Source organism: Salmonella sp. K21076 (assembly GCF_039650795.1).
Classification (GTDB): domain Bacteria; phylum Pseudomonadota; class Gammaproteobacteria; order Enterobacterales; family Enterobacteriaceae; genus Salmonella; species Salmonella enterica.
The window spans coordinates 50,318-73,679 of record NZ_JBCLYA010000025.1 but is presented as its reverse complement, the minus strand read 5'-3'; the positions used below and the strand labels follow the sequence as shown (position 1 = coordinate 73,679).

37 protein-coding genes and 1 pseudogene are annotated in these 23,362 nt (G+C 50.4%); 27 read left to right on the top strand and 11 right to left on the bottom strand.

Features of this window, described 5'->3' with window-relative positions:
* Positions 1–67: 67 nt before the first annotated feature.
* The 10 genes from AAYN39_RS09555 to AAYN39_RS09510 all read right to left on the bottom strand — a co-directional run bounded on the left by AAYN39_RS09555 (position 68) and on the right by AAYN39_RS09510 (position 6,707).
* Positions 68–1,360 (bottom strand): site-specific integrase, encoded by a 1,293-nt coding sequence (locus tag AAYN39_RS09555; protein ID WP_001262313.1) that lies wholly within the window; start codon positions 1,358–1,360, stop codon positions 68–70.
* A 44-nt stretch (positions 1,361–1,404) separates the two neighbouring features.
* On the bottom strand, positions 1,405–1,653 hold the full coding sequence (locus tag AAYN39_RS09550) for an excisionase family protein (protein WP_000065276.1): 249 nt from the start codon (positions 1,651–1,653) through the stop codon (positions 1,405–1,407).
* A 40-nt stretch (positions 1,654–1,693) separates the two neighbouring features.
* Positions 1,694–1,933 (bottom strand): DUF4060 family protein, encoded by a 240-nt coding sequence (locus AAYN39_RS09545; protein ID WP_001754984.1) that lies wholly within the window; start codon positions 1,931–1,933, stop codon positions 1,694–1,696.
* 5 nt (positions 1,934–1,938) lie between these two features.
* Positions 1,939–2,784 (bottom strand): Dam family site-specific DNA-(adenine-N6)-methyltransferase, encoded by an 846-nt coding sequence (locus AAYN39_RS09540; RefSeq protein ID WP_001121167.1) that lies wholly within the window; start codon positions 2,782–2,784, stop codon positions 1,939–1,941.
* A 32-nt stretch (positions 2,785–2,816) separates the two neighbouring features.
* Entirely contained in the window at positions 2,817–3,881 is a 1,065-nt protein-coding gene (locus tag AAYN39_RS09535; RefSeq protein WP_000034527.1) for a DGQHR domain-containing protein, read from the bottom strand.
* 77 nt (positions 3,882–3,958) lie between these two features.
* Entirely contained in the window at positions 3,959–4,639 is a 681-nt protein-coding gene (locus AAYN39_RS09530; RefSeq protein WP_000187053.1) for a lambda exonuclease family protein, read from the bottom strand.
* Positions 4,636–5,421, bottom strand: a complete 786-nt coding sequence (bet, locus tag AAYN39_RS09525) for a phage recombination protein Bet (protein ID WP_001764962.1) — start codon at positions 5,419–5,421, stop codon at positions 4,636–4,638. Before bet ends, AAYN39_RS09530 begins: the two co-directional genes overlap by 4 nt.
* A 5-nt stretch (positions 5,422–5,426) precedes the next feature.
* On the bottom strand, positions 5,427–5,723 hold the full coding sequence (locus tag AAYN39_RS09520; RefSeq protein ID WP_000995349.1) for a host-nuclease inhibitor Gam family protein: 297 nt from the start codon (positions 5,721–5,723) through the stop codon (positions 5,427–5,429).
* A 90-nt stretch (positions 5,724–5,813) separates the two neighbouring features.
* Complete coding sequence (locus tag AAYN39_RS09515) at positions 5,814–6,014, bottom strand: cell division protein FtsZ (RefSeq protein ID WP_000186242.1); 201 nt, start codon at positions 6,012–6,014, stop codon at positions 5,814–5,816.
* Positions 6,015–6,302: 288 nt separating this feature from the next.
* Complete coding sequence (locus AAYN39_RS09510) at positions 6,303–6,707, bottom strand: transcriptional regulator (RefSeq protein ID WP_001009036.1); 405 nt, start codon at positions 6,705–6,707, stop codon at positions 6,303–6,305.
* A 129-nt stretch (positions 6,708–6,836) separates the two neighbouring features.
* Here AAYN39_RS09510 and AAYN39_RS09505 point away from each other — a divergent pair, with 129 nt between their 5' ends.
* The 18 genes from AAYN39_RS09505 to AAYN39_RS09420 all read left to right on the top strand — a co-directional run bounded on the left by AAYN39_RS09505 (position 6,837) and on the right by AAYN39_RS09420 (position 16,329).
* On the top strand, positions 6,837–7,073 hold the full coding sequence (locus AAYN39_RS09505; RefSeq protein WP_000869365.1) for a YdaS family helix-turn-helix protein: 237 nt from the start codon (positions 6,837–6,839) through the stop codon (positions 7,071–7,073).
* A complete protein-coding gene (locus AAYN39_RS09500; RefSeq protein WP_001574095.1) occupies positions 7,039–7,413 on the top strand; it encodes a CII family transcriptional regulator in 375 nt (124 codons plus the stop codon). Before AAYN39_RS09505 ends, AAYN39_RS09500 begins: the two co-directional genes overlap by 35 nt.
* Before the next feature lie 84 nt (positions 7,414–7,497).
* Positions 7,498–8,481, top strand: coding sequence for a replication protein (locus AAYN39_RS09495; protein ID WP_001681803.1), 984 nt, complete (start codon positions 7,498–7,500; stop codon positions 8,479–8,481).
* Between the two features lie 2 nt (positions 8,482–8,483).
* Positions 8,484–9,233, top strand: coding sequence for an ATP-binding protein (locus AAYN39_RS09490; protein ID WP_000800010.1), 750 nt, complete (start codon positions 8,484–8,486; stop codon positions 9,231–9,233).
* A gap of 10 nt (positions 9,234–9,243) precedes the next feature.
* A complete protein-coding gene (locus AAYN39_RS09485; RefSeq protein WP_000113623.1) occupies positions 9,244–9,591 on the top strand; it encodes a DUF977 family protein in 348 nt (115 codons plus the stop codon).
* Entirely contained in the window at positions 9,588–10,112 is a 525-nt protein-coding gene (locus AAYN39_RS09480; RefSeq protein WP_000065105.1) for an ead/Ea22-like family protein, read from the top strand. The genes AAYN39_RS09485 and AAYN39_RS09480 overlap by 4 nt, the downstream gene beginning before the upstream one ends.
* A complete protein-coding gene (locus tag AAYN39_RS09475) occupies positions 10,112–10,585 on the top strand; it encodes a class I SAM-dependent methyltransferase (protein ID WP_000445792.1) in 474 nt (157 codons plus the stop codon). The genes AAYN39_RS09480 and AAYN39_RS09475 overlap by 1 nt, the downstream gene beginning before the upstream one ends.
* 3 nt (positions 10,586–10,588) lie before the next feature.
* Positions 10,589–11,161 carry a DUF550 domain-containing protein gene (locus tag AAYN39_RS09470; RefSeq protein WP_000208074.1) on the top strand — a complete coding sequence of 191 codons (573 nt, stop codon included), beginning with the start codon at positions 10,589–10,591 and terminating at the stop codon, positions 11,159–11,161.
* Positions 11,162–12,006: 845 nt separating this feature from the next.
* A complete protein-coding gene (locus AAYN39_RS09465) occupies positions 12,007–12,186 on the top strand; it encodes a hypothetical protein (RefSeq protein WP_000509711.1) in 180 nt (59 codons plus the stop codon).
* Positions 12,187–12,196: 10 nt separating this feature from the next.
* Entirely contained in the window at positions 12,197–12,694 is a 498-nt protein-coding gene (locus AAYN39_RS09460; protein ID WP_000963896.1) for a type II toxin-antitoxin system death-on-curing family toxin, read from the top strand.
* Positions 12,695–12,878: 184 nt separating this feature from the next.
* Positions 12,879–13,118 (top strand): DinI family protein, encoded by a 240-nt coding sequence (locus tag AAYN39_RS09455; RefSeq protein WP_001217670.1) that lies wholly within the window; start codon positions 12,879–12,881, stop codon positions 13,116–13,118.
* Positions 13,119–13,173: 55 nt separating this feature from the next.
* Entirely contained in the window at positions 13,174–13,413 is a 240-nt protein-coding gene (locus tag AAYN39_RS09450) for a hypothetical protein (RefSeq protein WP_001804676.1), read from the top strand.
* Between the two features lie 39 nt (positions 13,414–13,452).
* Positions 13,453–14,055, top strand: coding sequence for a DUF1367 family protein (locus AAYN39_RS09445; protein ID WP_000929790.1), 603 nt, complete (start codon positions 13,453–13,455; stop codon positions 14,053–14,055).
* Positions 14,055–14,261: a hypothetical protein gene (locus AAYN39_RS09440; protein WP_001241019.1), complete on the top strand. Its 207-nt coding sequence runs from the start codon at positions 14,055–14,057 to the stop codon at positions 14,259–14,261. Before AAYN39_RS09445 ends, AAYN39_RS09440 begins: the two co-directional genes overlap by 1 nt.
* Positions 14,262–14,263: 2 nt before the next feature.
* Positions 14,264–14,875, top strand: coding sequence for a recombination protein NinG (locus tag AAYN39_RS09435; RefSeq protein WP_001096560.1), 612 nt, complete (start codon positions 14,264–14,266; stop codon positions 14,873–14,875).
* Positions 14,872–15,018, top strand: coding sequence for a YlcG family protein (locus AAYN39_RS09430; RefSeq protein WP_001617856.1), 147 nt, complete (start codon positions 14,872–14,874; stop codon positions 15,016–15,018). The genes AAYN39_RS09435 and AAYN39_RS09430 overlap by 4 nt, the downstream gene beginning before the upstream one ends.
* Positions 15,008–15,805, top strand: coding sequence for an antitermination protein (locus AAYN39_RS09425; RefSeq protein ID WP_001047634.1), 798 nt, complete (start codon positions 15,008–15,010; stop codon positions 15,803–15,805). The genes AAYN39_RS09430 and AAYN39_RS09425 overlap by 11 nt, the downstream gene beginning before the upstream one ends.
* A 398-nt stretch (positions 15,806–16,203) precedes the next feature.
* A complete protein-coding gene (locus tag AAYN39_RS09420) occupies positions 16,204–16,329 on the top strand; it encodes a hypothetical protein (protein WP_001534733.1) in 126 nt (41 codons plus the stop codon).
* 135 nt (positions 16,330–16,464) lie between these two features.
* Here AAYN39_RS09420 and AAYN39_RS09415 read toward each other — a convergent pair whose 3' ends face one another.
* The gene (locus tag AAYN39_RS09415; RefSeq protein ID WP_000798706.1) at positions 16,465–16,914 is read right to left on the bottom strand and encodes a lipoprotein; all 450 of its coding nucleotides are present in this window, start codon (positions 16,912–16,914) and stop codon (positions 16,465–16,467) included.
* 216 nt (positions 16,915–17,130) lie between these two features.
* Here AAYN39_RS09415 and AAYN39_RS09410 point away from each other — a divergent pair, with 216 nt between their 5' ends.
* The 9 genes and pseudogenes from AAYN39_RS09410 (at position 17,131) to AAYN39_RS09370 (ending at position 23,361) form a co-directional block, all read left to right on the top strand.
* Complete coding sequence (locus tag AAYN39_RS09410; RefSeq protein WP_001294876.1) at positions 17,131–17,520, top strand: phage holin family protein; 390 nt, start codon at positions 17,131–17,133, stop codon at positions 17,518–17,520.
* On the top strand, positions 17,507–17,788 hold the full coding sequence (locus tag AAYN39_RS09405) for a phage holin family protein (RefSeq protein ID WP_000226307.1): 282 nt from the start codon (positions 17,507–17,509) through the stop codon (positions 17,786–17,788). The genes AAYN39_RS09410 and AAYN39_RS09405 overlap by 14 nt, the downstream gene beginning before the upstream one ends.
* On the top strand, positions 17,788–18,402 hold the full coding sequence (locus tag AAYN39_RS09400) for a glycoside hydrolase family 19 protein (RefSeq protein ID WP_001075998.1): 615 nt from the start codon (positions 17,788–17,790) through the stop codon (positions 18,400–18,402). Before AAYN39_RS09405 ends, AAYN39_RS09400 begins: the two co-directional genes overlap by 1 nt.
* A pseudogene (locus AAYN39_RS09395) lies at positions 18,399–18,937 on the top strand (DUF2514 domain-containing protein). The gene AAYN39_RS09400 and the pseudogene AAYN39_RS09395 overlap by 4 nt, the downstream one beginning before the upstream one ends.
* Before the next feature lie 42 nt (positions 18,938–18,979).
* Entirely contained in the window at positions 18,980–19,357 is a 378-nt protein-coding gene (locus AAYN39_RS09390) for a hypothetical protein (RefSeq protein WP_000495544.1), read from the top strand.
* Positions 19,358–19,453: 96 nt separating this feature from the next.
* Positions 19,454–19,681, top strand: a complete 228-nt coding sequence (locus tag AAYN39_RS09385; protein WP_001070544.1) for a hypothetical protein — start codon at positions 19,454–19,456, stop codon at positions 19,679–19,681.
* Positions 19,682–19,770: 89 nt separating this feature from the next.
* Positions 19,771–20,523, top strand: coding sequence for a hypothetical protein (locus tag AAYN39_RS09380; RefSeq protein ID WP_001118118.1), 753 nt, complete (start codon positions 19,771–19,773; stop codon positions 20,521–20,523).
* Positions 20,489–21,892, top strand: a complete 1,404-nt coding sequence (locus AAYN39_RS09375) for a PBSX family phage terminase large subunit (protein ID WP_000204794.1) — start codon at positions 20,489–20,491, stop codon at positions 21,890–21,892. Before AAYN39_RS09380 ends, AAYN39_RS09375 begins: the two co-directional genes overlap by 35 nt.
* A complete protein-coding gene (locus AAYN39_RS09370; protein ID WP_000113511.1) occupies positions 21,892–23,361 on the top strand; it encodes a DUF1073 domain-containing protein in 1,470 nt (489 codons plus the stop codon). The genes AAYN39_RS09375 and AAYN39_RS09370 overlap by 1 nt, the downstream gene beginning before the upstream one ends.
* The last annotated feature ends 1 nt before the right edge of the window (position 23,362 follow it).

The window sequence follows — 23,362 nt, the reverse complement described above, 5'->3', positions numbered from 1 at the left end:
CGCATTTCGTGCCCCATGTTATAAAAATGTAGCGATGCGACTGCTAACCCCTTGAATTTAAGGATTTCTACTGCGCTGCTACCATGCTTTGGGGCAGTGATGGGGCATAGCGGGAAAGTGCCTGGTTGAGCAGAGAAACCTGTTCTGCGCTCTTCTCTGACATCCACTTTCCATACACCTTGTAAACCATCTGTGCATCGGTATGCCCCATCTGCGTTGCTATAAAGTTTGGGTTAGCACCAGCTGATAATGACCAGCATGCATAGGTATGTCGTGACTGATACGCGTTACGGTAACGAATGCCGGCACGCTTGATTATCGGGGCCCAAATTTTATTAATGGAATTAACCGCGTAGTGATATCCTGTGCGAGGTCCACGTTTGACGCATTGAGGGCTGAATACGAACGTGCAGGGCTGAATGACAGATTGTCCATATTCCCGCAACTTCACTTCAACCTCAAACTGCCGGCCAAGGCGTGTCAACTGGGCCTGATTCCTCAGGGCATCAATAGCTGGTTGAATGAGATATATCACCCTGTCAGTACCTGCGTCGGTTTTTGGCAGGGTGAACTCATCCGTCTGGGTAAGGTTGCGCTTCACAATGATCGTCCCGGCATGCAGATCGATATCTTCCCAGGCCAGACCGCACAACTCCCCATGCCTCATTCCGGTATAGACTGCCAGTGACCAGAGATTTCTCATCTGCTGGTGGCCGCATGCCTGGATAAACCTGATGAACTCGTCTGTCGTGAGTGGATCTGGTTCCCCTTTCGCTTTCTTGAGACGGTTAATTCCGCTAAACGGGTTTTCCTTTGCATAGCCGTTATCTGTTCCAAACTGGAAGATCTCGGCCATCAGCATCATGTAATTATTCACTGTGGACGATTTCCGGCCTTTAACCTGAGTCCGGTGATCCTTCTTCATTACCTGAAAGCCCGTCAGCAACTCCTTCCTGACATACAGCAAATCCTCAGTAGTCACCGCAGAAACCATTTTGTTTTCGCCGATGAGTGGAAGCATGTTTTTTATGATAGATTCGTACCTACTCATGGTATTAGAGCTGATCTCCATTCTCTTCAGCTCGGACCATCTTTCGGTAAGCTCCAGCACAGTAATTTCCTTTCTATCCTGACCGAACCGGGCAAGGTTCGTTGAGTTTGGGAATTTTTCCACATAGTTAAAATTCCCCATCCTTATCGCAAAACAAACCGAAGAACGCAGTTCGCCAGCTATCTTGCGATTTTTTGCAGTGTCAGGGATACCAAGGTTTTCCCTGACACGTTTACCTTTATACAGAAACCAGATGCGGAGCGAACCGCCGTGGTTTTCGACGCCTGTCGGGTATGATGCATTAGCCATTAATCCCTCCTGACGTCCAGGAGCATTGACGAGTGTACTGCTTTTCATGTTGTCTTCGCACCTGGTTGATTTTTTTTCTGCGCCTCGATCCACTGATCAACGGCTTCTCTGTTGTATATGCATTCGCTCGAAGGCTTCGGATTTCCGTCTGGTGAAATGTGCAGGTACTCGCGGCCCAGCATCCAGGATTCTTTTCTGGCGCGGGTAATGGTTCCGGGCTTAAGCCCGGTAACCGCAATCAGAACTTTTTCGCTAACCCACTTGTTTGGCGTCAGTTGGATAATGTTGCTCATCGTTTTCTCCAGTGGCCCCGCAGCGGGCCATCGCTAATATTCAGTTTGCCTGTGCTGGCAGATTTCTAAGTTTCCGGACGCCGATCATTGCGGTGGCTACGTAGCTGGTGGCCCGGTTAACTACTTCGACAGGAACCTTTACGCCATCCACTACAACGGTGTAATTGGTAACGTGCTTTTGTCTGCCGTAATCGCCGAACTTCTCATGATGCGCAGCCAGTGCAATATCACATGCGCGACGACCGACTGGTGATTGCTTACTTCTGTTAATAAGTTTCATCATCACTAAATCCCCAGTGAGGCGACGATATCGTTCGCTGTTTCTCGGGTACTGCCTTTACTCGATATTGATCTGCGGGCATTGACCCGGTGCAGAGTGAAGCCGTGCCTCTCGTAAAGTTCAATAACGCGTGGTGCGGTAGAATTACTGATAAACACCTTTGCGCCACGCTGATGGGCTGCCACACAGCTTTCAGCAAGCGCTACCTGGCTATCCCATGAGAACCCACCGGAGGCGTAGTTAGTGAAGCCAGCGGTGCCGGGCATTGGCTCGTATGGCGGATCGCAGTAAACGACATCACCATCACCCGCCAGCCTGAGAGTACGTTCGAAACCCGCAGTCATAAATACGCACGCGTGAGACTTCTGCCTGAATGCCCTGATCTCTTCTTCCGGGAAATATGGGGCTTTATACTTTCCCCATCCAACATTGAAAAAACCGTCAAGGTTGTAACGCATCAGACCGTTAAAGCAGTGCCTGTTGAGGTAAAGGAATGCGGCCGCTCGTTCTGTCGCATTCAGTTTCTGGGCGTTGAATGCTTCACGAATTACTGTGTAGTTTTCGGCATCATTCAGATGTCTGAAAGCTTTCATAGCCTCTGCGATTACCGAATCAGGCACTACGGCCAGCATCTGGTACAGGTTAATCAGGTCAGCGTTGACGTCAGCCAGAAGGAAGCGTTCGTGCTTGTCTGAGTTAAGAAACACCGATCCGCCGCCCACAAATGGCTCTATCAGTCGTTTACCTGCCGGGATAAGACGATCCAGTTCCGGCAGCAGCGAATATTTACCGCCTGCCCATTTCAGGAACGGGCGGCGCCAGGTGCGCAGCGCCGGTTCCTCTATGGGCATCGCCGCAGTTCCACTGCAAACAGAGCCGTATCTCATGCTGCGACCTCAAAGCTCTTTGTCGTAATAGCTTGGATTAGTCTCACCGAAGCAGCTTTTTGTGAAGCAACGCTGGCAATAACTGTCGCTCTATCTTTTTCAGTGCTGGCGCAGACACCGGACCAGGATGAAATGAGGAAGAAATTCTCCAGCTCACTCATAGTGGAATTATTTACTAACTCCTCAATCATCTGAACAATGATGTGTGCAGGGCGATGCCGTAGTAGTTCCTGCATTGCGTAGCCAAACGCATTGATCATCACCGCGTGGAACTGGATGTAATCCCGCTTATATTCAACAGGCGTACAACCATGCCTAATTCCCTTGATGGCTGTTAGCTTGAGCCATGCCTCCCAAATGTCATAGATGTCACTAGTAGCAAGCTCATCCCCATTACCAGAGAATTTTGCAGTTGCATCACTCAGGGGTTTGAAGCTAATCCAGAGATCGCTTTTCGCCGGAACCACGTTGTGTTCAAAGTCTGTTATTTCTGAGAACATGGCATGGGATGACAAAAACGAAACCATATCCTGAGCAATTTTATCCCTACCGTTATAGGCCATATTGATGGCCGCTGATGGCTTCGATACGTTGTTGTTGATGTCGGAAAAGAACTGCTGGCGCGTTTTGAGCGGCAGTTGGTGTGTCAGCATCATTGGGATGTGAATAGGCTCTCCGTAAGTGCGGCAGAACTCTGCAATGCCTGCGGCGCGATGCTGACCGTCAAACAGTTTAATTTCCGCATCCATTGGGAATCGCGCGACACCCACATTCGTATTGCCAAACTCTTCGAACTCAATGAATGAGTCGCAGTTTCCAACCAGCGGCGGGATGATGAACGGCTCTTTTTTCTCGTAAGCTGTTCGCAGGTATTCATAAAACTTCTTCGCACGCGCTGGATTGAGTTCTCGCTGAGAACGCTCAAGCGTATTGCCGTGGTTATCTGATGCCAGAACGCGAGTTAGCGCGCGCGCTGGGACTGTCATCATCAACACAACCGTATTTCCCTGTAAGCCTCTTGATGCCGGGAATTCAAAGAAATAGTCACCAATTTTGCTCATACTTCCGTCCTCTAACATTTAATTCTTCAACATGGGATGGCGCATCGCGCCAACCCTGATTTCGTCCTGTGCGTGCGTCATCGCCACTGCTCCCCGAACGTGAAGCCAATCTCCTTTAGCGCTTCGTCCATCTTTTCGATAAATTCCGGTACCATTTCATTGAAGAGGGACATGTATTTGTCGTCGCGCTCAACAACCACGTGGTGAATGCCTTCTCGCTTCATGCGCGGGTCATAATTCGCGAAATACCAGGCATCTATCCCGGTTACCCACATGCTGAATTGCACCTGGGCCATATAGGCGGATTTGATAGCCTCGAAGCCGCCAAGCCTGAATTTCATAAAGTCGCGAGAGGTGAAAGGGCATTTCAACTCAAGACCGCGGCCATCACTGCACAGGCCGTCAGGAGAACAGGCGGTACGCATGTCCTCGTCACGGAAAAGGATCGGCGACCCGGTGACTTTCACGTCAGTGGTGAACTCAAACAGGGTGCGGGCATCATCTTCATACTGTTTCCCCCAGGCCAGCGCCCTGGCGTTAACTTCCGGTGCCACGCCGGTGCAAACTTCGGCAAGAAGGGTGAGAAAGTAGGACATCTTCATATCAGTCCACTTCTTGCCCGACTTTGGCCTGGAAATGACGTTGTGAACTTCGGAAGCAGTGATGACACCGAGGCGTAGACGGTGCCACGCGTCATCACCTTGCTCGATGTTGCTAACGTCAATACCTGTACGAGCCAGGATAATTTCTGGTGTCATGCTTCCACCTTCTGTTCTGCTGCTTTCTGCTTCAGGAATCCGAGGGCTTTCACTGCTTCGATTTGCGTAAGATCTGACGATGCACCAATATCGCGACGGAAGATTTGGGAGCAGAGCGGCAGCAGATCGTCATCCCATGTTTTATTCAGGGTGATCAGCAGATCATTAATTTCCCGCATGGTTTCATCGCTAACCGGAGTGATGTCGCGTTCCGGCTGGCGATCTGTGGTATACGTGGTATTTTCGACAATGCGTTCGGCCTCATCCTTGTCGTAGATACCTGCGAAACCGAAGGCAAGACGGGCGCACTGGATCATTGCTTTGTGTCGCAACATCCGTTTGGGATGTGACTGCCACGGTCCAGTAATCTCACGACCATCACGGGTTTTGAATGGTTCCCGGCGACATTCATCCATCCATTCGGTAACGCAGATCGGATGGTTACGGTCCTTACGGTAAATCCTGCATGTACATGATTCGTTATCCTGCTCAAAATCCATACCGTCAAACTGCTGGTTTTCGTTGATGATACGGGACCAGCCATCAACGCCCACCACAGGGACGATCCCGTTCTGCTTATCAGGAAAGGCGTAAATTTCTTTCGTCCACGGATTAAGACCGTACTGGTTGGCGACTATCAGTAACGCAATAAACTGCGCATCACTGGCATCACCTTTAAACGCTGTCTGGCGCAATGTAGTGATCAGTTCCTGCGGATCTACAGAATCCATTCCTACACGTTCAGCCAGTTTTCCTGCCAGTGTTGCGAGTGCTGTGCTCATTTGTCTTATTCCTCTGATTCAATATCAATTTGATGCCGGGAAAACGTCTCGGCCATGTACCGCACAAACTCCGACGCGCGCTCCTGGAATTCGACATCGTCATCAAATGCCCGGCTGATCGCTTTTTTGTTGGCGCCGTGGCGTGGTAGCTCGTCCATACACAGCGACTCCAGCATGTGAAGCGACAGTCCTTTCTCCAGATCGTCAGCAAGTTCTGACTCTTTCTCTTCTCTGGCGATTTGCTGGTAATGCCGGGTCCAGTCCTGAGCCTCGATCCGGTCGTAAGTGAGATATGCGTTCATGGCTGAACTCCTGAATTTGGTTTGCAGAATCCCCGACACCATGTGGTCTGCCAGAATCTGTGCAGTATTTCGTTTTGCTGGTTTTTCCTGCTAATGGGTTGCAGGTTTGCCGTGTTGGTTGAGGTAAACCTCGATCTCGTCGTTGGTTGTCCGCAGGCGTTCGAAAAGGGTAAACAAGTACAACCCTTTTCCTACGTTTGCAGATGCGCGGTATGTGCGCCCCTGGTACTTAACCAGCATTCCCGGTACAACGCTGGTTCTTGGTAATGTTGTTGTGCCGTAATTAGTCATCTCACCCTCGTTTGCCTTATCGCCGGCCAGCGGAACGTTTATCACCTGCTGCGCGTTAACCTTGCCATCTCATCCCGGTCTTCGTATGCCCCGGGCGGCTACTTCGTGGGCGTCCTGCCTTGATGACTCGTTGCTGCGGTTGATAGGTTAAGTATTATCGATTCAATCGATACATGTCAATTAAATTTGATGATTAATTTTACAGGGAAGATTAAGAAAGCGAGATGTGGGTGAATTAATGACATAAAAAAACCGCCAGTTAAGGCGGTTAGTAGTTTTAAAGCTGGTTTAGCGAGAAGGAGGCTCGATTTTTCTGCGTCTTTGGTATTCAGCCATGAAATCGTCTAGTTCTTGAAGTCTGGTGCCTGCCAGCTCAATAAAACGGTCTTGTTCAACAGTCGGTAGCTGATCAAATATTTCTAAGAGCCGCTTTTGTCGGTCATTGAGATCTGTTGGACCACCTTGTGTTAGACGTTCAGGCACATCCGATTCATCATCATCCTCCATGAAGAACCAATACAACGGCTTACCCGTGGCCTTAGGTAACAACTCTAAGATATCTTTTCGGGGAAGAATGCCGGACTGACACCAACCATTAACTGATTGAGAGGTAGCGCCGACTCTACGACCTAACTCAGATTGGGTGATCCCAGTCTCATTAAGCACTCTTTGTAAACGCTCTCCAAAGTTCATTTTTCGTTCTCGCACAATTACATGGTTTCATTATACAGATTTTTTCTGTAGGTATGTCTATCGAAATAATTTGACAGTATCGATTAAATTTGAATAATTGGTTGTATCTTCACTCAATGAGACCGACCAATGAAAGTAACTGTTCAACGCAAGATCCTTTCCGTGTGTAGCCAGGCTGGGTTGGGACGCCGACTTGGTCGCCGTGCTCAGACCGTTAACGGCTGGTTTAAAAACAAAGTTCCCGGCGAACTTGTAGTTCGAGTGGCAAGAGCTATTGACTGGAAAGTCACCCCACACGAACTGCGTCCTGATCTCTACCCAAACCCAACCGATGGCTTACCAAGCCAAGAGGCATCAGCCAAATAACCATAGAGGATATTTACCCATGGAGAACGCAATTGCACGAAAGTTAGACCCACCAGAAATCAACCCGATTGAGATAGAGAGTGTCCTGCTCAACCGGCTTGCATCAGTAGGGCAGAAATCATACGCCGAGCATATGGGCATCAGCGAGTCGACAGTCAGCAGGCGTAAAGCTGAGGGATATTTCTGCAACATGGCGAAAGAGCTGGCTTTTCTTGGGATTCAGGCCGCGCCACCGGAAGCGGTACTGGTATCCAGAAACTATCTCACAGCCGTAGAGATTCTCGCTGATGCCGGGCTAAAGGCTGAACGAGCCAGGCCGGATGCGCTGGGGTGGGACTGAAAATGACAGCAACCAAAAAGGCGAAAGCCGCGGTGAGGGGTCACCAACGGCTTTCTGGTGCAAAAACGGTAGGTAATTGCGGAGATGAGTATGTCAAATACCGCTGAAATATACAAATTCCCTGCGCCGATACCGACGCAACAGGAGTGCCGTATGGCTGATCTGGAAAATGGCTATTTACGTTTAGCTAATCAGATCCAGGACGCCTTGTGTATCGTTGAACTATCGGGGCGTGAGTTCCGTGTTTTGAATGCGATTATCCGGCTGACTTATGGCTGGTCGAAAAAATCAGATCGTATTGCCAACAGCCTCATTGCAGATAAGACAACACTGAAGGTAAAGCATGTATCCGAAGCGGTGCTGAGTCTTGCCTATCGTAACATCATTATCCTGCGCCGTATTGGTCAAACAAGATACATAGGGATTAATACAAACCTGGATAAATGGGCTTATTCCAAGCCACATTGCTCAAAATGTCCGGTGTCTTTTCCTGATGATGAAATTGCCACATGGATTATTTCTGTACCCGAAACCAGGGATAGTTATACCCGAAAAGGGGGAAGGGCATCCCCGAAAACGGGGATAGTTATCCCTGAAAACAGGGATAGCGTTTTACCCCATTCAGCCATCCCTGAAAACGGGGATAGTTATCCCCGAAAAGAGGGAAGGGCATCCCCGAAAACAGGGAACACCAAAGACATTATTCCAAAGACAAATATAAAAGATCTAACCCCCTTTAATCCCCCTAAGGGAAAAGTGAAGTTTGATCCGTTGAGTATTCCTGTTCCCGAATGGCTGAATGCTGCGTCGTGGAACGAATGGGTCACATACCGCCAGCAATCCGGAAAGCCCATAAAAACCGAACTGACGGTAACAAAAGCTTTCAGGCTTCTGAAGGAGTGCCTGGATGAAGGCCACGATCCGGTAAACGTCATCAACACAAGCATTGCCAACGGCTACCAGGGACTATTCAAACCGAAGTTCGCTCTCAACGACCGAAGAGCTGGCAGAGATGTGAACCACATTTCTGCGCCAGACAAAACCATTCCTACCGGATTCAGGGGGTAACGATGAAAAACGTAATCGGTACTGGCAGTGCGCTTGATCGCCTGAAAAGAATTATCCCAGCCAGTGTGCAGCCGAAATTCTCGACTGCTGATGAGTGGCGGGCATGGCAGGAAGCCGAAGGGCGTAAACGCAGTGAAGAGCTTGACAGGATGAATCAGAAATCCCGCACCGAGAAGATTTTCGGGCGATCTGGCATTCAGGATCTCCATCGTAGCTGTACGTTTGCTAACTACGAAGTAAGCGGGGAGGGGCAGCGAAAAGCGTACACGATGGCAAAAAGTTATGCCCAGAACTTCGGTAGTGGATTTGCGAGCTTTGTGTTCAGCGGTGGTCCGGGAACCGGGAAAAACCATCTTGCGGCGGCAATCGGAAATCATCTGCTGGCCGGCGGTCATAGCGTTCTGGTGGTAACCATTCCTGACCTGATGCTCAGGGTTCGTGAGTGCTACGACGGTGGGCAATCAGAAGCGTCCCTGCTTGATGACCTTTGCAAAGTTGACCTGCTGGTACTGGATGAAGTCGGTATTCAGCGCGGGAGCAGTGGTGAGAAGGTCATTCTCAATCAGGTTATCGATCGCCGTCTCTCATCGATGCGACCTGTTGGCGTTCTGACGAATCTTAACCACGAGGGGCTGTTGGATTCACTGGGCGCGAGGGTTATCGATCGCCTCCAGATGGACGGAGGGATGTGGGTGAATTTTGACTGGGAAAGCTACCGGAAAAACGTTAGCCACCTCCGGATTGTGAAATAAGGGGTTAAAAATGGCCCGACCTAAAACACACAGCGAACGGATGATTATTCTTGAGCGGATTATCGGTCTGGTGAAAGAGCAGGGGCGCATCACGACGAACGACGTCGTTGCGATTTTTGGCGTGCACCGAACCACGGCGGAGAAATATCTGCGTATCGCGCTGGAGCGAGGCGGCTTCATTCGTCATGGCCGCTGCGGCATTTTCCGAGACCAGCGTGCGGTGATTGATTATGACCTCAGGCGATACAGCAGTAGTCAGGTAACGGGATTTTCAGCGCTGCCGGTGCTGGAGAAAAGCCCGGTAATGCAGGTTTATGGAGCATCCAAAATGAGCATCAACAAGGGGGGAGCCCAATGAGCAACATCGACAAACGGGCGCTTCGTGAAGTGGCTGAGAGGGCTACGCCGGGGAATTGGCGCCGCACCTCATCACTGTTCAATGGCATCACGGTAACGCCATTTTCTCTTTGCGGTGAAGAAGTGACGTTGGCCCATACTGTTGAGAAACGTGACGCGGAATTTATCGCCGCAGCCAACCCCGCCACCATGCTGGCGCTGCTGGATGAGCTGGAAACCAAAGAGGAACAGCGCGCCAATTGGTTTCGGATGGCGCAGAAGTTAGGCGAGGATTTGGATACAGCAGAACGCCTCATAGCCGAACTGGACCAACGCCTGATTGAATACGCGGGAATTGCAACCCGTGAGGCTCGCCGGGTGGCAGAACTGGAGGCGCGGAAGGTCAACCTGTCAAAACTCAGCGTTGGAGAAGTCATGCACATGACCGGATTCAGCCGGGATTATGCCGAGGGTTGGTGTGCTGGTAATGATAATGCGATACACGAAATACGCACCGCTGGCATCAAGGTTAAGGAGTCGTGATGGAATCGCAATCTATTCTGGATATGTGCTGCGGCTCGCGCATGTTTTGGTTTAATAAGCGCGATGAACGCGCCGTATTCGCCGATATCCGCGCCGAGGAGCATATATTGTGCGACGGTCGCCGCCTAGTCATCAGTCCTGACCTCATTGCTGATTTTCGTGCGCTACCGTTCGCTGATGCGTCGTTTCCGGTCGTGGTGTTTGATCCGCCTCACCTGGAACGTGTCGGCCAAACGGCCTGGATGGGCAAAAAGTACGGGAGACTCAACAAAAAAACATGGCGTTCTGACCTCCGCGCCGGATTCAAAGAGGCGTTTCGGGTGCTGAGGGCACACGGCGTTCTCATTTTCAAATGGAACGAAACGCAGATTCCGGTTAGCCAGATTTTGGCGCTTACTGACGTGAAACCAATTATTGGCCAGCGCACCGGCAAGAACGATAAAACCCACTGGATTATTTTTGTGAAGGACTAACCCATGACCACTATTACCAAAGAATGGCTACAGCAAACCATCGCTGAATTTGAAAACACTCGCGATGATATTCCGTTTGGCCTGAGCGATGACGACGCCAAAATTCTTATTGTGCTGAAGCGTGCGCTGGCATCGCTGGAACGAGAACAAGTTCGCCATGAACATGCTGACTGGTCTGATGCCACATTCGGCGATGTTGGCCCCATCGGTCCACTGAAGCACCTCTCAAAAGAAGCATTGGAAACTGCCGCAGAACTTGGCGACCTGAGCGAATGGGCTGATATGCAATTCCTGTTATGGGATGCACAACGCCGCGCTGGTATTACTGACGAGCAGATTGCCCTGGCGATGGTGGAAAAGCTGGCGGTGAACAAGAAGCGCGAATGGCCTGAACCGAAAGACGGCGAGCCACGACTGCATATCAAAGAGCAGCCAGTGCCGGTAGTGCCGGAAGAATGTCCGGAAGAAATACGCGACCTGATGGCTTCACATTCTGATGCGCTTTTCAACGACGACGATGCGCAAGAAATCTGGAACGCTTGTCGCGCTGCCATGCTCAACGGAGGTAAATCGTGAAACACCTATATGCCGGTCCTGTGATCGGCATTAGTGCAAAATCAAAAAATACGAATCAGTGATTTGTAATCAACATTTCTTAGGTTTGTAGATATGCGAATAATAACCAGGAAGAAACCTGCGTTCACTGACCTGTACCAGACTGGTGTTCTGACGCGTATAGCAGCCGTTAAGACTGACAGTGGCGGCTGGCGCCTGTTTGGAGTGTGGCGTGATCAGGATATCGCTGTATTTGTGGAAGCGGCGCGCGGCGGCATCCGGGAATGGTCCGGTTTAAATTATCTGGCTGAGTTTGTGTTCAGTTGCGGCATTAGTCTCTGGGAGGTTCACAACAAGACGGATCGGAAAACTCCGGCATGAAGTGTTGCGTCATAACCCGCTGCGGCGGGTTAGCCCAACAAGCCTCGCATATGCGGGGCTTGATGTTGAAGCAGGGCGGGATTGGGTCGATTAAAATCTGAGCGCTACATTCAGAGGGGGCGAAATACTACAGCAATGTTGGGCGTTGTGCATTCCAACCAGGATATGATTTTTGTGCAAAAAGTGCTATTTATTGGCTTTGTGTCCACTTTAATCGACTCACAGGACCAGCCTATCTCCTGAGATCGTGACAATAGTTTACTATTACCTGAGGGGTAACTTCTGCGAAAATGTCGTTAACTTGCAAAGTGGCCATTGAGATTTTCGTCGAACATGCTTCTATCTTCAGACGCAGGCCCATTGCTCAAATATGACGAATGGTATTAAATTGTCCTCAACCACTTAAAGTGATCATAAATTCTTTGGATGTGTTTACATCCTACAATTTGAGAAAGCACTGCCAAACGTGCATGAGGGTGATAATCATGGGTCACGCATTAAAAAAGGCAGATCGCTTGTACATTCCGCCTCGTGACAAATCCATGGTGGCGAAACCTCGTGCAGCGATCAGCAAAGCATGTTCACATACTGGTCAAGTTAAAAACGCCTTTGAGTTTGGGTTTGCTCGTTACGAGAAGGCGATGGAAGAACTTTCAAAGGTCTGAGTAAAAACGGATGGCGATAGAGTATGTTGAAGGAGTCAATTATCTTTCCATTGAAGATATCGTTTACATCAACAGGTCTCTGATCGAGATTCAGACGCCAAATGAACCGATAGGCGTACTGAATCCGAACAACCTCAGTTCTTCCCAGTCCCGGCCAAGCACCATTCGATATTATGAGCAGACAGACGATATGTTTCGTCTGTCTGCTGTTCTAATTGAAAGCCTAATCCAGAATCATCCATTCGCAAACGCAAACAAACGCACCGCTATGATGGCAGGTTACGTATTCCTGTTGCTGAACGGATATGAGCTTACAGCACCTAGTGATGAAGTTGTAACCATCGCAGAGGGTTTGGCTCGTAAAGATTACGCAGTGGATGACCTGGAAAATTGGTTATGCCACTGGTCACGCGAGTATGATTCCAGAACGTTATGCGAAACTGGCGGTAATATGATTCAGGCTCTCGTGGCGACCTCACGTTACATCCGAATCAAATCGAATGAATAACCCGCTACGGCGGGTTTTTTTTCGCTTTCAGCCTTTGCCTAACTGATTTAGTAAATTCCGAATACTAGGAAAAACTCTTCCTATACAATGGCATGGCTTTTGCAAAAAGTGCTATTCACCTCTTGAATATTCTTTCTAACAGGTATACTGTGTTTATATACAGTAGTTAAATGTAGAGGGAATTATGAGAATTGAACTTGTTATCAGCCGGACAAAACAGCTTCCGGAAGGTGCCGTGCCTGCACTTGAAAAAGAATTAATTACCCGTCTCCAGAATCAGTATGAAAACTGCAACTTAACCATCCGTCGAGGCAGTCAGGATGGTCTGAGTATCGTCGGTGCTGCTGATGGCGATAAAAAACGTATACAGAGCATTCTGCAGGAAACGTGGGAAAGCGCTGACGACTGGTTTTATGCATATTAAGCATCGTGGAGTCGCAGACGTTTCCAGAAATAAAGTCAGTGTGACGGGGGGTTACATGTTAGAAGACTTACCAGAATCAGGGTATGCGGTTATACGTTGTTACGATCATTGTGTAGTGGCAAGGTTCGGTAGTATTCCGGATAGCGGACGCGCCCTGATGTATCGTCGTGGTGACGAGATATCTTTTGTTCCCCTTCACCCTGATGACATAGTTGGAACTCCAACATTATTTACGCAAATGTTAGAAAAGGCAGGCTATCGAATTACCCGTTGCTTTGATACACTTCAAATGTAGGCCTGAACAACCTGCACCTGCTGCGCCACGGAGAACGCCATGGCGCACGAATTACAACTCATCAAGCAGTCATCTGGAATTCTGATCCCCGCAACGCCGGAGACCAGTGATATTCTGCAATCAAAAATCAAACTCGGCGCCGTGCTGGTGGCTGAGTTCCGTCAGGTGAGGAATCCTGCATTCCATCGCCGCTTTTTCGCGTTGCTTAATCTTGGGTTTGAATACTGGGAACCCACCGGCGGCGCCATTTCTGCCAATGAGCGCAAACTGGTAAACGGTTATGCAAAGTTTCTCGCTGCATATGGCGGGAATGAAAGCGCATTACTGGATGCGGCTGAACAGTATCTGGAACAGATTGCAAACCGCCGGGTAACAAACGGAATTAGCCTCTGTAAATCTTTCGATGCATACCGCGCATGGGTGACGGTTGAGGCTGGTCACTATGACGCCATCCAGTTACCGGACGGCACCCTTCGCAAACATCCCCGCAGCATCGCTTTTTCCAGCATGGATGAGGTCGAATTTCAGCAGTTGTATAAATCCGCGCTTGATGTGCTCTGGCGGTGGATTTTATCACGTACATTTCGTACTCAGCGCGAGGCGGAGAACGCCGCCGCCCAGCTCATGAGCTTTGCGGGGTGATGGCGATGAAATACTCCTGGTTCCATCATCACGACTGCACAACCGAGCAGGCCGACACGCTGATATCGGATTATCAGAAGCGGGGCGTAAGGACAGAAAAGAGCCTGAACCCTGACTTCATTACCTGGACTGTCAGCGCGAAATTACCAGAATATGCACACCGGGTGCGGACGCCAAAATCCTTACGCCAAAAGGTCTGGGGGTGAACATGGCTAAATTACCGCGCCGTAAGTGCGCAAACAAAGAATGCCGCCAGTGGTTTCACCCGATACGAGAGGGGCAGATCGTTTGCTCGTACCAGTGCGCCAGCACCGTCGGCAAAGAACAGACCAGAAAAGCTCGCGAAGCCGCGCAACGTAAGGCGCAATCCCTTCAGCGCGCCGCTGAGAAAAAAGAACGCGCCGCCTGGCGCCAGCGGAAAGCCGCGGTTAAGCCGCTGAAACACTGGATTGACTTGACGCAGCGCGCCGTAAATGACATTTGCCGCGAAACCGAACTGGCAGAAGGACTCGGTTGCATCTCCTGTGGAACGAAGACGGCATTCGCATGGCATGCAGGCCATTACAGGAGTACGGCCGCCGCCGGGCATCTGCGCTTCACTCGCTTCAACATCCATCTTCAGTGTGATGTCTGCAACGTCTACAAATCAGGGAACATCGAAGCATATCGTGCCGCGCTGGTTGAGCGTTACGGTGAGGCGGCGGTGCTGGCACTCGAGAACAATAACACCCCGCACCGCTGGACGGTCGAGGAGCTGAAGGAAATCAGGCTCGCGGCACTGTCGGATCTGCGTGCGCTAAAAAAGCTGGAGGCCGCATGAAACCAGAACTGATCGAGATACTCCGCATGCGCTGGTTGCGTCTCCGAATTTATCGATACCGGGGATCTTTTCCTGTGGCATACCGCATTCTTCGTAATTACGTCCGCATTGAAGCAAAACGGGAGCATCGAAATGAATCTTGAGTCCTTACCGAAATATTTTTCACCTAAATCCATGATGCCCGGCGCAGTACCATGCGGAATAACGTCTGATACGCTGACTATTACTGACGTAATGGCATCTCTCGGGCTACTTACTGCAAAAGCCGCAGTGGGTATTGAATTGTATCTGGCAAAAGCCGGGGTTTTATCTTCTGAAAATATCATCGCCTACATCAGGCAATTAGCAGAGCAGCGTGCAGAACGGCATGGGGCATTACGGAAAATGGAAAAGGGTAAGCGCTCAAAATTTCTCGACACTATGGCGCGTTATGTATTTCGCGATTATTCCCTCAGTGCGGCCAGCTTGGTGACGTGCAGTAGCTGTCATGGTGCTAAATTAATTGATGCTGAGGTTTTCACGAACAAGGTTACTTACCCGGATGGTAAGCCACCAAAATGGGTAAAAGATACGAAAGGTATTTCTCCGTCCGACTGGGAGGTGTGGAAATCAGTTCGTGAGCAGGTGCGCGTAGTGTGTAAGGCGTGTGATGGCAAAGGCCAGGTGAAAAATGAATGTCGTTGCCGGGGACGCGGAGAAATTCTCGATAAGAAAAAATCTGAGTTGCAGGGCGTGCCGGTTTATAAAAAATGCCCAAGATGCAAGGGAAGAGGCTACCCACGTCTCAAAGATACCGAGATTTTTAAAGCACTAGGAGTAACGGAAATGGTATGGCGGTACAACTATAAACTGTTTTTCGATCGACTGGTGGAGCATTGCCATATTGAGGAGTCGTATGCAGAAAAGGTTCTGGGAAACGTGACTCGATGACCAAAATAATTTAGCTATTGCAAAATTAACGGAAAATGGCTAACCTGATTCCAACGATGGGTTATTACGCCTGTGACGTTACAAGAATTAAGAACCTCGCCTCGGCGGGGTTTTCTTTTATGGATTCCCGACGCCAATAAGACAAAGTGCGGGGAGTGATGCGGAGTCTACATGTTCCAGCCGACCGCAAAGCTCACACGGGCAGGACCACAATCTGATACCGCGATAGCTTTTGCTGATCGCGCCGGAGCGGTAACCGGCAACAATTTAAGCCTCGGTGATTGCCGGGGCTTTTCTGTTTGTGCCGTCCGGAATAATCCCTCTGAGCTTTGTCGTTGATCCACCGGGCGGCCTTCCTACTTCACACTGCGCCATCCGAGCTATCGGAGGTGAGGCTTATGAAAATGCACAACGATCCCCATTCAATGGACTCACAATCTATTTTTGCTGGCTCACAATTACTGCCAATGGAAAAAACTTCTCATTTGGCTCTGAGCGTCGGATTTCGCTCTCACTTAGCGTGAGTCCACGTCCGATTTCAGTTGCAGTTATTGTGAGCCAAAATTTGCGCTGATTGCGAGTCTGACTTTTTTCGATTGTGAGTCGTTACAGATAGCCGCCGGGCCAGACACCACAACGGTACCAGGTGGCGTTATGTGCTAGAAACCGAAATTCTTGAACATCTCATTACTACTCATATCGTTGGCTGGCGCACGGTTCATCGACTCCATCTGCTTGATCAACCCTATGCTAGCACCAACAGGCCCCCCGACGCTGAAACCGACGCTGCTGGAGCGGGTTTTGCTGGTGCTACTGCTGTGGGTTTGACTACGGGTGTTACAGTTGCTTTGGTGTGTCCGTGTGAGACCATTTTCGCTGAGCTGGCTATCTTCACTTTGGGTGCAGTTTCCCTGTGACTGGCTGTGACTGTCTCCTGTGGTGTGGTTGCGGCTATCCGTGTGCCACTCGCTATAGCCTCCCGCCGGCGCAATGATTCCGACCGATGTACCGTGGGTGGCATAGGGAGGCATGACCATGCCACTACAGCCACCGAGCAGTAACGCGGTGCCGACGATAAAAATGAACTTACCCAGAGCGGTGTTTTTCATTAGTTCCTACCTATTTCTTCTCGTTGGTTATTTCTATGCCCTGCCTTGGCAGGGCTCGCTATTATTCATTCTTCAACTGTGAGATCAAGTTATTTTAATTAAATCGGTATTATTCTTAATTGTGTTCTTTATGAATAAATATCCTCCGGCTATGCCGGAGGATATTTATTATTTCCCCTCATAACTGAGAGGACCCACACAACCAGAGGGGGATGAATGTCCGAACCTGTATCCAGTGCGACAGTGTTGGCTGGTGGATTAATGGGGGCCAGTGTATTCGGTCTGGCAACCGGAACCGATTATGGTGTGGTATTCGGCGCTTTTGCCGGCTCGGTATTTTATGTCGCCACGGCAACCAACATCGGACGCATCAGGCTGGTCGCTTATTTTATCACGTCATTTATTGTGGGAGTGCTTGGCGCCGGGCTGATAGGTACTAAGCTTGCGGCAATAACGCATTATGAAAAACCACTGGATGCACTTGGCGCAGTAATTATTTCTGCAATGTGTATAAAGTTTCTCACTTTTCTCAACAGTCAGGATCTGAACACTCTGTTCAGTATTCTCTCTCGTATCAGGGGAGGGGGATCAGATGGTAGCAAATGACCCTTCTGCAGTTCTGAATGCCGTAATTTGTGGGGTAATAGTCATCGTTCTGATGTTTTACCGACGCGGTGATGCGACACACCGCCCCCTGATTTCGTTACTGGCCTATGTCATGGTGCTGGTGTATGCCAGTGTCCCTTTCCGGTTTGTTTTTGGTTTATATGAATCATCCCACTGGCTGGTGGTGATGGTGAATATCCTTATCTGCGCCGCTGTGCTGTGGGCTCGCGGTAATGTGGCGCGTCTGGTTGATGCTCTGAGGCACTGATGAATCAACAACAATTTCAGCAGGCGGCTGGTATTAGCGCCGGGCTTTCTGCGCGCTGGTATCCGTATATTACGGCGGCAATGAGCGAATTCGGTATCACTGCGCCACTGGATCAGGCCATGTTTATTGCACAAGCGGGACATGAATCAGCAGGATTTACTGTTCTGAAGGAAAGCTTCAATTATTCAGTGGAGGCGCTGAAGAAGACGTTTGGTAAACGCCTGACGCCGTATCAGTGCGAAATGCTGGGGCGTATTGATGGTCGCCAGGTTGCCCACCAGCCACAAATAGCCAATCTGGTTTACGGTGGCCGCATGGGTAACAAAGACGCCGGAGATGGCTGGAAGTATCGCGGGCGTGGGCTTATCCAGATTACCGGGCTGGAGAATTACACCAGATGTGGCGTTGCCCTGAAACTGGATCTGGTGGCGAATCCGGGACAGCTTGAACTGGAACGTCATGCCGCCCGATCCGCAGCGTGGTTTTTTGTGACTAAAGGGTGTCTGAAATATTCCGGCGACCTGGTACGTGTTACGCAGATCATCAACGGAGGGCAGAACGGCTTCGGCGATCGGCGAGAGCGCTTTGAGAAAGCAAAATCGGTGCTGGTATGAATCTGTTATCTGCTCTTCTGAAAAGATACTGGTTGCAGCTGGCGTTTATTTTGCTGATGGCTGGTGCGTTTATCGCCGGTAATGTCTGGAGTGACAGGGGCTGGCAAAAAAATGGGCAGATCGCGACAGCGCTGAATCCTCTCAGGAAGTCAACGCCCAGACCGCCGCCCGTATTATTGAACAGGGCCGCATTATTGCCCGTGATGAGGCTGTGAAAGATGCACAAGCGCAAGCCGCTAAATCTGCTGCCACTGCTGCTGGCCTGTCTGCCACTGTTAGCCAGCTGCGTACCGAAGCAAAAAAACTTGCCACCCGCCTGGACGCCGCAAAGCACACCGCAAATCTTGCCGCTGCCGTCAGAAGCAAAACAGCCGGAGCCGACGCCACAGTGCTCGCCGACATGTTCGGAAGCCTTGCAGAAGAAGCTCAATATTATGCTGAGCGATCTGACGAAAGCTACCGCGCAGGAATGACGTGTGAGCGCATTTACAACTCGGTGAGAGAGTCAACCAACAATCCCATAGCTCCGCACTAGCGGGGCTTTTTGTTGTAACAAGAAGACGAAGAAGGAAATACTATGTTTACAGTTAAAACCATCATCAACGGTGTTACGCATATTTGTGAGCAGCCATCCATCTCGATAGCCAGGGCCGGTTCTGAAACGTTCGCAGATACTTTAAAACTTACTCATAACTCAGCCTGCCCGGACTTCGCATACTGGCTCCCGGCTATCTATGAAGATCCAGAAATGACCAAAGCGCTGCAGGAGGAAGAACTGGTTATTAGTGACCGTACTGATGTGCTGGATACTGATGCTATTGCCATCATTATTGAGGAATATCCGAGTGAAAATTTCCCCGGCGCGGGTGATGGCTGCCGTTACCAGTTCATCTATCCTGGCGACCAGGTTTACGTGATGAACTCTCACGGCTCGACCATCGAAACAGTGAAGTAGCCATTACAAAGCCTATCTACGGGTGGGCTTGATAAAGGCCTGTGGTGGACATATATACAAGTTGTGGTATGTAACCACTCATTTTGGGTAATAACTATGAATCAGGCTATTGAGCAAATTATTCACAGCTCTTTGAATAAAAACGAGCCAGGCGCTGGCGTTGGTTCTTCAGTTACAGCTAATGATATCATTGAAGGGGTAAGACCCTACTACCAAGCAGCGAGTGGGGCGGAGAAACTGTCTATTGTCGAAAGGCTAAACAAACTAAAAGTAGAGCCTGGTGTCCCGATCCCATCTAATATCGAACAGCTATTAAGTAATTGATAACAAGCCGCCTCCGGGCGGTTTTTATTGCCATCACAAATGCCACCTTCGGGTGGCTTTTTTAATGGCTTTAACCATAGGACAGCAACATGGCAAAACCGGACTGGGAGGCCATCGAGACGGCATACCGGGCCGGAATTATGAGCCTTCGCGACATAGGGGCGCTGTACGGCGTAACGGAAGGGGCGATAAGGAAGAAAGCAAAGAAGCTGGAGTGGGTACGCAAAAATATTACGCAGGTACGCAAAAATGGTACGCAAAAAAACACGGTGCGTACCACGAGGAGGCCTGCCAGCTCCGGCGCAGTGCAAAAGCATTCGCGGCCAGAATCCGGACCTCCCGCAGATACGAAACCCGAAGCGGTACGCAAAAAGGTTGTCACTAATCATCCTCCTTTTCAGCCTGGTAATCAGTATGCACTGAAACATGGCGGTTACGCCCGGCGCCTTCTACTGAAAGATGAAGTTGTTGAGGATGCCAGAGCGCTGACGCTTGAAGATGAGCTCTTTCGGCTGCGGGCGAATAACCTGATGGCCGCCGAGAACATTGGTCGCTGGTTCACCCTGCTGGAGGATGCGGAGGAAGAGCAGCAGCGCAAAATTCTGATGGATAACATCAGCGCTGCCGAAAAGGCGATGATGCGTAACACCGTGCGCATTGAATCCATCGTTGGAACGCTGGCGACCGTTAGCAAAATACACGCCGACACTGATTATCGTTTGGCGGCTACTGATAAGGTATCTCTCGAGGCTGACAGGCTGCGACGTGATGCTGGTATTGATGATGGTAACGGAGAACGTGACCTGAATGACTTCTACGCCGATATCCAGACCGACGCTTAATCCGGCCCTGAGAAACTTCTGGACCACGCAGGCGCGAAATAAAGTGCTCTATGGCGGGCGGTCATCGTCAAAATCATGGGATGCAGCCGGATTTGCAATATTCTTGGCAAATAAATACAGCCTGCGTTTTTGCTGCGCTCGCCAGATCCAGAACAAAATTGAAGAATCGGTTTACACGCTTCTCAAAATTCAGATAGACCGGTTTGGCCTGCGGCATCGTTTCCGCATTCTGAACAACAAAATCATTAACCGGGTTACCGGCTCGGAATTTGTTTTTTATGGGTTATGGCGCAACATCGAAGAAATTAAGTCACTGGAGGGGATCGATGTGTTGTGGCTGGAAGAAGCCCATGCACTGACGGAATATCAATGGAAAATACTGGAGCCGACAATCCGTAAAGAGGGTTCAGAGTGTTGGTTTATTTTTAACCCTGGACTGGTCACCGATTTCGTGTGGCGTAACTTTGTGGTCGATCCGCCAGAAGATACGCTGATTCGCAAAATCAACTACGACGAGAATCCATTCCTTTCAGATACCATGCTGAAGGTTATCGATGCGGCAAGGCGTCGTGACCCGGAAGGGTTTGTGCATGTTTATGAGGGCGTACCAGAGTCTGATGATGATGCGGCAATTATTAAGCTTTCGTGGATTGAAGCGGCTGTTGACGCGCATAAGGTTCTGGATTTCGGTCCTGAAGGACGTAAGCGCATCGGTTTCGATGTCGCCGACAGTGGCGCGGATAAGTGCGCCAACGTCTACCGTTATGGCTCAGTTATCTACTGGGCCGATGAATGGAAGGCCAAAGAGGACGAGTTGCTGAAGAGTTGCCAGCGCACTTACCAGGCTGCAATGGAGCGCGATGCAGATATCGTTTACGACTCAATCGGTGTTGGCGCGTCGGCGGGCGCAAAGTTCTCGGAAATTAACGATGACCGGAAGCGTGAGAACGCATACGCGCGACGTGTGAATTACCAGCGGTTTAACGCCGGTGCAGGTGTGCATGAGCCAGATGACGAATACAACGGCATCCCCAACAAAGACTTTTTCGCAAATCTTAAGGCGCAGGCGTGGTGGCTGGTGGCTGACCGTTTCAGAAATACGTTTAACGCTATTAACAACGGAGAACAGTATCTTGTGGATGAGCTGATCAGCATAGATTCTCGTTGTCCGTTGCTTGAAAAGCTGAAACTGGAACTGACAACGCCTCATCGCGATTTCGACCGTAACGGACGGGTGATGGTCGAAAGTAAAAAAGACCTCGCAAAACGCGATATACCGTCACCAAACGTCGCCGACGCTTTCATTATGGCTTTCGCGCCAACCGACACATCGCTGGACATCTGGGAACAGTTGGGGAGACAGGCCTGATGGCACGAAACAAACAAGCCTCGCGACGAACGGTGCAGGCCACGGCCGACGGCTACGAGAACTTTGTCACCCGCGTGGGGATGCAGACGCCTAACCAGCACTCCGCATCGACCTACCGGGCGAACTTCACCAGCCGCAACCGTATGCTGGTGGAATGGTCCTATCGCTCATCCTGGCTCATCGGTGAAGCGGTAGATGCTATCCCCGACGACATGACCCGCAAAGGCATTCGCATCACTTCTGAGATTGACGCAAAAGACCGTGGCACTCTCGAAGCGCAACTGGATCAGTTGCAAATCTGGGATGCGCTGAACGACGTACTGAAATGGTCTCGTCTCTACGGCGGCGCGGTGGGCTTCATCATGATAGAAGGTCAGGCGCCCATGACCCCGCTACGGCTCGAAACCATTGGTGAAGGCAAGTTTAAGGGTATTCTCCCGCTCGACCGCTGGATGATTAACCCGGTACTGACGCGCCGCATTAAAGAGATGGGGCCAAATCTCGGCAAGCCCGAGCTTTATGATGTGGTGACCACCGCAACGGGCATCCCCGCCTGGCGTATTCACCATAGCCGCCTGATTCGCTTCGATGGGGTGACGCTGCCATTCCAGCAGAAGATGACCGAGAACGAATGGGGAATGTCGGTTGTAGAGCGTATCTGGGATCGGCTTACTGCGTTCGACAGCGCCACTGTCGGTGCGGCGCAGCTGGTCTACAAAGCGCATCTGCGGACCTACAAAGTGGAAAAACTCCGTGAGCTTATTGCACTGGGCGGCCCGGCATTCGAGGCGTTGCTGAAAAACATTGATCTGATCCGCCAGTTTCAGAGCAATGAAGGCATGACGCTAATGGATGCCAAGGATACCTTCGAAACCCACCAGTACAGTTTCAGCGGTCTGGATGACATTCTTTCGCAGTTCGCCGAGCAGATTAGCGGTGCTGTTGGCATTCCATTGGTGCGCCTCTTCGGGCAGTCCCCTAAAGGTTTCTCAACGGGTGACGCAGACCTTGCCAACTATTATGACCGGGTCAGTTCATTGCAGGAGCGTCGCTTACGCCTGCCAGTGCGCCGGGTGCTGGACATTATGCATCGTTCGGAGCTCGGTAAGCCGCTGCCGGACGATTTCACGTTTGAGTTTAACCCGCTATGGCAGATGTCAGATGTGGACCGCTCAACGGTGGCTGTGAATACCACAACGGCGATTGTCAATGCGCTGGATGCAGGTCTGATGACAACCAAAGCCGCTATGACCGACCTGCGTGAGAACTCCGATGTTACTGGCATCGGCGCATCCATTACCGACGAGGATATCGAGAATGCCGAAGACGAAGCGCCACCAGGCATCGGCGAACTTGTCGACAAACCGCCAGAGCCGACAGGCGGAGATCCGATATCGAACGAGCCTACGGCAGATAGCGCGGGCGGTCGGGGATATCGTAAATGGGCACTACGATGGTTCAAACGATAGC

Excerpts from the sequence above, each read along its gene's own strand:
- AAYN39_RS09390 (WP_000495544.1), top strand. The coding sequence starts at position 18,980 with ATGTTTACAGTTAAAACCATCATCAACGGTGTTACGCATATTTGTGAG.
- AAYN39_RS09450 (WP_001804676.1), top strand. The coding sequence starts at position 13,174 with ATGTTAGAAGACTTACCAGAATCAGGGTATGCGGTTATACGTTGTTAC.
- AAYN39_RS09500 (WP_001574095.1), top strand. The coding sequence starts at position 7,039 with ATGGCTTACCAAGCCAAGAGGCATCAGCCAAATAACCATAGAGGATAT.
- AAYN39_RS09455 (WP_001217670.1), top strand. The coding sequence starts at position 12,879 with ATGAGAATTGAACTTGTTATCAGCCGGACAAAACAGCTTCCGGAAGGT.
- AAYN39_RS09410 (WP_001294876.1), top strand. The coding sequence starts at position 17,131 with ATGTCCGAACCTGTATCCAGTGCGACAGTGTTGGCTGGTGGATTAATG.
- AAYN39_RS09425 (WP_001047634.1), top strand. The coding sequence starts at position 15,008 with ATGAATCTTGAGTCCTTACCGAAATATTTTTCACCTAAATCCATGATG.
- AAYN39_RS09555 (WP_001262313.1), bottom strand. The coding sequence starts at position 1,360 with ATGGCTAATGCATCATACCCGACAGGCGTCGAAAACCACGGCGGTTCG.
- AAYN39_RS09430 (WP_001617856.1), top strand. The coding sequence starts at position 14,872 with ATGAAACCAGAACTGATCGAGATACTCCGCATGCGCTGGTTGCGTCTC.
- AAYN39_RS09480 (WP_000065105.1), top strand. The coding sequence starts at position 9,588 with ATGAGCAACATCGACAAACGGGCGCTTCGTGAAGTGGCTGAGAGGGCT.
- AAYN39_RS09370 (WP_000113511.1), top strand. The coding sequence starts at position 21,892 with ATGGCACGAAACAAACAAGCCTCGCGACGAACGGTGCAGGCCACGGCC.
- AAYN39_RS09510 (WP_001009036.1), bottom strand. The coding sequence starts at position 6,707 with ATGAACTTTGGAGAGCGTTTACAAAGAGTGCTTAATGAGACTGGGATC.
- AAYN39_RS09475 (WP_000445792.1), top strand. The coding sequence starts at position 10,112 with ATGGAATCGCAATCTATTCTGGATATGTGCTGCGGCTCGCGCATGTTT.
- AAYN39_RS09530 (WP_000187053.1), bottom strand. The coding sequence starts at position 4,639 with ATGACACCAGAAATTATCCTGGCTCGTACAGGTATTGACGTTAGCAAC.
- bet (WP_001764962.1), bottom strand. The coding sequence starts at position 5,421 with ATGAGCACAGCACTCGCAACACTGGCAGGAAAACTGGCTGAACGTGTA.
- AAYN39_RS09540 (WP_001121167.1), bottom strand. The coding sequence starts at position 2,784 with ATGCCCATAGAGGAACCGGCGCTGCGCACCTGGCGCCGCCCGTTCCTG.
- AAYN39_RS09400 (WP_001075998.1), top strand. The coding sequence starts at position 17,788 with ATGAATCAACAACAATTTCAGCAGGCGGCTGGTATTAGCGCCGGGCTT.
- AAYN39_RS09550 (WP_000065276.1), bottom strand. The coding sequence starts at position 1,653 with ATGAGCAACATTATCCAACTGACGCCAAACAAGTGGGTTAGCGAAAAA.
- AAYN39_RS09460 (WP_000963896.1), top strand. The coding sequence starts at position 12,197 with ATGGCGATAGAGTATGTTGAAGGAGTCAATTATCTTTCCATTGAAGAT.
- AAYN39_RS09380 (WP_001118118.1), top strand. The coding sequence starts at position 19,771 with ATGGCAAAACCGGACTGGGAGGCCATCGAGACGGCATACCGGGCCGGA.
- AAYN39_RS09445 (WP_000929790.1), top strand. The coding sequence starts at position 13,453 with ATGGCGCACGAATTACAACTCATCAAGCAGTCATCTGGAATTCTGATC.
- AAYN39_RS09515 (WP_000186242.1), bottom strand. The coding sequence starts at position 6,014 with ATGACTAATTACGGCACAACAACATTACCAAGAACCAGCGTTGTACCG.
- AAYN39_RS09420 (WP_001534733.1), top strand. The coding sequence starts at position 16,204 with ATGAAAATGCACAACGATCCCCATTCAATGGACTCACAATCTATTTTT.
- AAYN39_RS09495 (WP_001681803.1), top strand. The coding sequence starts at position 7,498 with ATGAGTATGTCAAATACCGCTGAAATATACAAATTCCCTGCGCCGATA.
- AAYN39_RS09405 (WP_000226307.1), top strand. The coding sequence starts at position 17,507 with ATGGTAGCAAATGACCCTTCTGCAGTTCTGAATGCCGTAATTTGTGGG.
- AAYN39_RS09375 (WP_000204794.1), top strand. The coding sequence starts at position 20,489 with ATGACTTCTACGCCGATATCCAGACCGACGCTTAATCCGGCCCTGAGA.
- AAYN39_RS09465 (WP_000509711.1), top strand. The coding sequence starts at position 12,007 with ATGGGTCACGCATTAAAAAAGGCAGATCGCTTGTACATTCCGCCTCGT.
- AAYN39_RS09490 (WP_000800010.1), top strand. The coding sequence starts at position 8,484 with ATGAAAAACGTAATCGGTACTGGCAGTGCGCTTGATCGCCTGAAAAGA.
- AAYN39_RS09535 (WP_000034527.1), bottom strand. The coding sequence starts at position 3,881 with ATGAGCAAAATTGGTGACTATTTCTTTGAATTCCCGGCATCAAGAGGC.
- AAYN39_RS09545 (WP_001754984.1), bottom strand. The coding sequence starts at position 1,933 with ATGAAACTTATTAACAGAAGTAAGCAATCACCAGTCGGTCGTCGCGCA.
- AAYN39_RS09520 (WP_000995349.1), bottom strand. The coding sequence starts at position 5,723 with ATGAACGCATATCTCACTTACGACCGGATCGAGGCTCAGGACTGGACC.
- AAYN39_RS09505 (WP_000869365.1), top strand. The coding sequence starts at position 6,837 with ATGAAAGTAACTGTTCAACGCAAGATCCTTTCCGTGTGTAGCCAGGCT.
- AAYN39_RS09385 (WP_001070544.1), top strand. The coding sequence starts at position 19,454 with ATGAATCAGGCTATTGAGCAAATTATTCACAGCTCTTTGAATAAAAAC.
- AAYN39_RS09435 (WP_001096560.1), top strand. The coding sequence starts at position 14,264 with ATGGCTAAATTACCGCGCCGTAAGTGCGCAAACAAAGAATGCCGCCAG.
- AAYN39_RS09485 (WP_000113623.1), top strand. The coding sequence starts at position 9,244 with ATGGCCCGACCTAAAACACACAGCGAACGGATGATTATTCTTGAGCGG.
- AAYN39_RS09470 (WP_000208074.1), top strand. The coding sequence starts at position 10,589 with ATGACCACTATTACCAAAGAATGGCTACAGCAAACCATCGCTGAATTT.
- AAYN39_RS09440 (WP_001241019.1), top strand. The coding sequence starts at position 14,055 with ATGGCGATGAAATACTCCTGGTTCCATCATCACGACTGCACAACCGAG.
- AAYN39_RS09415 (WP_000798706.1), bottom strand. The coding sequence starts at position 16,914 with ATGAAAAACACCGCTCTGGGTAAGTTCATTTTTATCGTCGGCACCGCG.